This window comes from Moraxella caviae (assembly GCF_002014985.1).
GTDB lineage: Bacteria > Pseudomonadota > Gammaproteobacteria > Pseudomonadales > Moraxellaceae > Moraxella > Moraxella caviae.
In genome coordinates, this window is record NZ_MUXU01000088.1 from 1 (window position 1) to 6,404 (window position 6,404).

The 6,404-nt window shown below is 43.8% G+C and carries 5 protein-coding genes and 1 pseudogene; 1 reads left to right on the forward strand and 5 read right to left on the reverse strand.

Annotated elements, in window-relative coordinates:
* Positions 1 to 159: 159 nt before the first annotated feature.
* From B0181_RS11195 to B0181_RS11210, 4 genes and pseudogenes are all read right to left on the reverse strand, one after another.
* The gene (locus B0181_RS11195) at positions 160 to 759 is read right to left on the reverse strand and encodes a DinB/UmuC family translesion DNA polymerase (protein WP_143821607.1); all 600 of its coding nucleotides are present in this window, start codon (positions 757 to 759) and stop codon (positions 160 to 162) included.
* A 54-nt stretch (positions 760 to 813) separates the two neighbouring features.
* A pseudogene (locus B0181_RS12400) lies at positions 814 to 1,023 on the reverse strand (zinc ribbon domain-containing protein); the annotation flags it as partial.
* A gap of 135 nt (positions 1,024 to 1,158) precedes the next feature.
* Entirely contained in the window at positions 1,159 to 1,488 is a 330-nt protein-coding gene (locus B0181_RS11205; RefSeq protein WP_078277578.1) for a hypothetical protein, read from the reverse strand.
* A gap of 10 nt (positions 1,489 to 1,498) precedes the next feature.
* Positions 1,499 to 2,434: a hypothetical protein gene (locus B0181_RS11210; RefSeq protein WP_078277579.1), complete on the reverse strand. Its 936-nt coding sequence runs from the start codon at positions 2,432 to 2,434 to the stop codon at positions 1,499 to 1,501.
* A gap of 269 nt (positions 2,435 to 2,703) precedes the next feature.
* On the opposite strand from B0181_RS11210, the gene B0181_RS11215 reads away from it, so the two are divergent.
* Positions 2,704 to 5,940 (forward strand): hypothetical protein, encoded by a 3,237-nt coding sequence (locus tag B0181_RS11215; RefSeq protein ID WP_078277580.1) that lies wholly within the window; start codon positions 2,704 to 2,706, stop codon positions 5,938 to 5,940.
* A 175-nt stretch (positions 5,941 to 6,115) separates the two neighbouring features.
* On the opposite strand, the gene B0181_RS12175 is transcribed toward B0181_RS11215, so the two are convergent.
* Positions 6,116 to 6,404: hypothetical protein (locus B0181_RS12175; protein ID WP_158078976.1), on the reverse strand; the 289-nt coding region annotated here is incomplete at its 5' end.

Genomic DNA, 6,404 nt, shown 5'->3' on the forward strand with positions numbered 1-6,404 from the left:
TATATTATGCGAAGTTTAACAAATTTGGCTTAAATTTTTTGCATAAAAAACCGCGAATTTCTTCGCGGTCGGATTTTAATGTTGCTCAGCTATAATATCCAAACCAGCTGCACATGTCAAGCAATTCTGATAATATTTTTCAAAAAATTTTCAGACAACTCAAACCACCAGTAGCTCTTCCCATCTTGTCGTGAATCTGCTGCTAATCAACTGCCTGCGCATTTGCCAATCGTTTGACAGATATTCTGTGCCTAACTTGATAGCGCCTTTGCCAAATGTCTTATTGATGTCGTCAATCGTCGCCATCAACGCTGGATTGTCGCTAATCTTTGGTGTATCAAACAGATTGAATTGCTGATTGCTGATAGATTCTATGCCGCTAAGCTCAATGCCGCATTTTTTGTAGTGAAATCCTTGTCTGTAAACGTCTGTGAGTAGTTTTTGAGCAAGATGGTTGAGTTCTAGCGTGTCATTACTACCTAGTGGCAAACTCACAGATTTTACGCCTTTGTACTGCTTGTCTTGGCTAAATGGATTGGTTTTTATGGCTACAGTAAGTACATGCGCACGGCTGTTTTGTTGCCTTAATTTAGCTGCCCCACTGGCTACATGATGGCTGATGGCGGCTTGTAGCGACTCTATGGTGTTTATTTTCTGCGCAAAACTCTTGCTTCTGACAATGCTCTTTCTTGGCTCATCAACTTCAAGTTCACTGCACGCAAAGCCATTCATTTCCTGCCAAGTGCGTTGTACCACCACGTTGAAATGCTTTTTCTGAATATCTATATTCCATTTGTTGACTTCCTCCCCTCCCTAAAGCGAGGGGATTCCTTCTGCAAGACGGTCAAGCCCGACCGCAAGAATGTTCTTTGCAGCATTGACATCTCTGTCATGCTTTGTATCACAACTTGGGCAAGTCCATTGTCTTTGAGACAATGCAAGTGCTTCAAGTTTATATCCACAGCAAGAACAAGTTTTACTAGACGGATAAAATCTATCCAGCTCTTTCACTGTCTTGCCATAGACAAGTGCGTGGCTTGTTTGTTGTTTGGGCTAAGCTCGATGGTGTGGCCGAGAATCATTGGTTGCCTTATTTGTTTATAAATCTACTCATAATTGGGTAATAAAGAGTAGGTTTAGGTAGATTTCAAGGGGCTGTTAAAAGCCCTCCCACAACTCCCGCGCAATGTTTTCTTTGCTTAGCACTTTTAGCCGCTGGGTGAAATTATCTTGCGTAATGCCTTCCAGTGCCAGTCGTCTTGCCAGCTCAACCAAGAATGGCTGCTCTACCACAGCACATGCCCGAAAATCAAAGCCAATCACTGCTTGCTGCACTAAAAATGGCGTGATTTTGTCAAATACCACGTCCACTTGCTCGGCAAAGATGGGGTCGCCTTGTAGTAAAGCGTGCACATCTAAGCGTAAGTAATCAGCGCTCAAGCCATATTTGGCTAATTTGTCCAGCACTTCTTGGTTGAGGGTTTGCATGGGTGCGGTGCTAGCTCTCTGGTAGGTCTACGGCTTCATAGAAACGCTTAAAGTCAAAACCTCGGCTGTTGTTGTAGGTGATGTCCCCTGCCCCGCGATTGACTTTAAAGAACTTTCTTGTGTACTGGTTGCCGGTATGAAAATAAACTTCTGAAACGGTGATAATAGCCAGCTCTGCCAAAACATCTACAGCAATATCATTAAGCAACAAGCCTGGACCGCCTTTAGTCTCACCAGAGTCTTTTCTGACGATATTTTTGTGGTAGGTTACGCGTGGGAAACGCTCTGGCCAAAAGCTTTTTAGGTAGTCGCGAAGCTCTTTAGCCAGCTGTTCACCATGCGCATCATCTCTGATTTTAACTGCACAATCAGGTGAATTTGGATCTAGGCAAATGTATTGTAGTAAATCCATCTTAAGTGAACCGCGCAACCTTGCCTTTGGGTCGTGATATTTTAGATAAGACAGCATGGTAGCGTTGTCCATCGCATCCACATCTGCACCTTCAGGAAATTTAAATTCAGCCACGCCAGTTGTTTCGATGACGTCTTCAATCACAATCGCGGCATCACGACGGCAACCAAATTCAGGTGCTTCATAACCGCCCACCAGTCCACGCATAGAAGTCAAAACACTGGCAAGGTCTTCTTCTTTGGTAATAAGTGGGTCGATTTCTCTTCTGAAGATAATATCCCATACACGCTCTTTGGTGACATATAAAGGCGTTTCTTTAAAGTCTAGCTCGGTAGGTTTTTTACCAGTTTTGTAATCATAGCCAAGTAGTCTTGGAATTTCTACGGTTTCAACACTACCATCACTGCTCGTTTTTTCTACAGTGATGGTGTCTACATAGCCTTCCATCCAGCAAGGAAAATCAAACCTTACGGTATGGATAAAGTCTTCTAAAGGCATTGATTTATCTGCGCTTACATATTTAAATTCATTCATAAAAAACTCCTTAAATTTATAAAAAAAATCAATCACCGACCAAATCGGCTTACAGCTATTGTGAACCAAAATGAGACGCAAAGCAATAATACATCACCTAAATTCCCATAGGCGTTAGCCAGTGCGCTGTTAATTACCATGCCACAGCGTACAAATGCTGCAATGGTTGATATTGCTAAGCTTCTTGTATATTTTAGGTTTGTCTGTGCTATAATCAAGTGGTTTTTAAACTTTTATTTGATTTTTTATTTAGCAAAAAGGAAATAACGATGTACTTTACCCCGCACGCTGACGACTACCCAGAAAACTACGAAGATTGGGAAGAATGGGAAGCGCATAACCCATACGATCCTACCCCAAAAGAGCAGCGCCACAAGCAAGATGTAACCCGTCCACCGTCAGACGGTTTGTCTTTACGCGCTTGTTTTGGTCGTACCCTACCACACGAAAGCGACTTAAAAAAGCAATATCTATATTTTAAGCGCGCTTATTATTCTGAATTTGAGCGCACGCCCATCTTACAACAAGCACTCGAAACCATCAAAGAAGAAAGGCTAAATAACGACTACAATCTGCCTTATGACAAGGTTGTCAATAACGCATGGTACGACATCTACGACTACACAGACATCCCACTACCAGACAGCATAAACGCACAAACATACCACCCACCCCTGCAAAGCTCATGGTTTAACAGCGCAAGACGAGAGTTCGCCAAACTAAAACCAAATACCCTCTCAAAAAACAACCTGCGCGACTGGGCGTTATCCCAAAAGCAAAAAGGCCTAGACGATCAAGGCATTTTACAAGCCCTTGGCGACAAATACATCTACCCAAATGTGCCGTTCACCTTCCAAGAAAAGGACGAATCTGCCTTGTATGGCAATATGTACGGCAGAGCGCTGCGCCTAAGCCTTGAGAAAAAAGCATCACTTACGCAATTTTACGGCACCAATATCCCTACCACAGAGCACAGCATCGCCATTCCTGAAGATTTAGAATGGGCACTTTTAAACCTATCGTATGAAGACAAGCTGATTGCACTGCACTTGGTTAATCAGCTGCTTGTGCCTGTATTAAATGGCGATATGCGCCCTATTGCCGATTTCTTGCCCATCCTAAGTGAAAAACAAAAGGCAACGCCAGATGAAAACGAAGAACTTGACAGTCGTGAGCTGCGTGAACAAATGCGCGCTGATTTGCCTGTCTATGAAGGACGCAGAGAAGATGAATGGTATCAAAATTTCAACCCTGAAATATTAGAGCTGACATCATCTTATCATCAGTGTAAAAAAAGGCTGGCCAAAGATGTGCCTGAAGCTGGCGCATCACCCTTTGTACAAACACACTGCGCACCAAGAAATAAGCCAGAGTTCTCATCACAACAAGGTATTGGTATTAACAATCAAGACTACAAATCGCCCTACGCGAGAATCGCTGATTGGAAGCGCATTCATTGGGCGATTACGCACGACAGAGAGTTCTTTCATGGACTGATGAAAGAAGACGTACCAGAGCCGACAGAAGCATGGAAATTTGCGTCTGTGCGCGAAATGGCGCATTGGGGTGAAGACAGAGAAATGTTTGGTTTTATGCCAGCATTTACCGAATATGAAATCCGCCAAAGCGATAAAAACACCCCACGCCATTATTATGAAGAGCCACATAAAACGCAGTACAACATCAGCGTGAATATGATTCAAAGAGCGGCCATTGCTGCCATGCCATGTAACCGCCCTGTCAAACCATTGGCGATGGTGGCTATCCCTGATGATCCAGCCACAAGGCTACAACAAAGCCTACAAAGCACAGATAAGCCCATGCAGGCGCTCATCACCGACTGGGCAAATTACGATGCCAGCGGTGACAGTAAAAACGGCTTGATGACCCGTGATGACATCATGATGATTTGGATGGCGCTTGATTTATTTGATGCCATCAATAAAATCACCCTAGATGACGCACTTGAGCTACTAAGCCAAGGCAGCAATAAAATCACAGAACAGCTTAAACACAGCCCACTGGCTAAGATTGCCAGCTACGCACTGGGTGCGCCTTATGCCGAATTAGACACTTGGGAGAAAATGGATGAAGACCAAGACCCCGCTGGCAGAATTCCGCTCATCAACCGCAAAACCTTAATCTACACCAATGATGAAGGCGAAGAGCTTTACCGTGCGGTGGACGAAACCAGATACGCCACTTATTATATGGGTCTTGCCACCGATGAAGATATGCGCACCAGCATCATGCAAGGCGATCGTGTGTATTCTTTATGGGATCCTAAAAAAGCCTATGGTGAATTTGCCGCCAGAGCTTCAGAGCGCTGCTATATTGACGCATGGGCGCACGCTTTTCATGGGCAATTCTTACAAGAGCGTCTAAACCTATTGGGTGATATTTTAATTCCTTGGGCGATCAAATACGCACCTTCAAAGACCAGCGTAAAAAACAAATGGTTCACCAATCTACAAGACGTGGATAAAAGACGTGTTATTGCCTTAAAACCCGGCCCAAAACAAAATCAATTTACTGACGATGGCTTGTATCGTTTGTTTGTCATGCACGACGACCGCAGAAATATGCGTGCTTCTGAAGAAGACGACCGTCGCCCACAAGATTTATTCTACGACTACTACGAGTTTGAAGGCAAATGGCGTACTGGCAACATTTTTAACTACACAGACATTCACTTTGTGCGCTGTCTGATGTACAGCTTGCTGCTATCAGATTCAGCCAATACCGATGACACGCTGTTTATGAACTTTGATACACTCACCTCAAAAGCAAGCGCCATCAAAAACGCTCTAGAATCTGGCTTACAAACCAGCGCCCTACTTGGTATTTACTATACCCAAGATGGCAAAGAAATCCAAAACAGTGAATATACCGCAGCCAGCCTACAAGAATATTACCATGAATGCGAAAGACTAAAAGCCATCTATGATGAATATGGAGATTTTTACGATACCACAGATTCGCACATGCCATTCATGCTAGATGATGACGAAGTGCCAACACATCTGCCAAATTATGACAAGCTGTACGCTTTGACAGATAACCCGTATCGGGATGACTATCTCCCCAAAAACAGCGATGACATCTTGCCAACCATCTACACGAATAACGTAGAATCACTACAAGCAAGGTATGTAAATGCCAAAGCCATCTCGCCTTATGAAGAGAACAAAGTATTCACATCATCGCACCACTGGCAAATATCGTTCATCAAATACCTAAAGCAAGAAGACCATCACATCAGCAGCGTGGTTTACTATAGCACACCGGGTTTGATTGAACTTGCCACACAAGCCCACAAAGACCCACAAAGCATCACTTGGCTGTCTGAAAAGACCAAAGACGACCACAAGCACATCATCACGCCACGCCTACACCTAACATGGAACACTGGCGGCTTGACCAAAGCAGGTGTCATACAAGCCGACAAAGACTACATGGAAAGAAAGAAACGTGAAGACGAAGAGTATTCATGGATTCCGTTCTGACAAAAAAACACCCCAAGTCTTACGGATGAGATTGGGGTGTTTTTTTAAGGTTTCTTGATTTGACTTTTAGCTTACTTGTGCTATTTGCACAAGACCTGCAACGATAGGAACGTTGCAGCTAAAGGCTTTTTGAGCCTTTTTAGATAATAGCGCAAACCAATGTGCAAAGCAAGAACTATTCGCTCAAATGCACAACATTTCCTAATTTTTGTTCTAGCAAAGCATTCACGGTCGCTACAGCATTTGGATTTTGTTGTAGCGCTTCAGGCGCTAGATTGTGCGGTTCGCCTTTGTCGTTTAGGTAACGCAAGGCTGCGCGAAATTCTCCCCATGTAATCACGCCATCTTTGGCTGAAGTACCAAAGTAAAACTTCCCAGCATCCGACAGCATACCGATCTCTTCGTATGCACCGTATCCAATTTCTTCGTCTTTGTTAGGTTCTACAGTGACGTACTCCCCTCCC

Coding starts and splice junctions, on each gene's coding strand:
- B0181_RS11205 (WP_078277578.1), bottom strand. CDS start 1,488: ATGCAAACCCTCAACCAAGAAGTGCTGGACAAATTAGCCAAATATGGC.
- B0181_RS11210 (WP_078277579.1), bottom strand. CDS start 2,434: ATGAATGAATTTAAATATGTAAGCGCAGATAAATCAATGCCTTTAGAA.
- B0181_RS11215 (WP_078277580.1), top strand. CDS start 2,704: ATGTACTTTACCCCGCACGCTGACGACTACCCAGAAAACTACGAAGAT.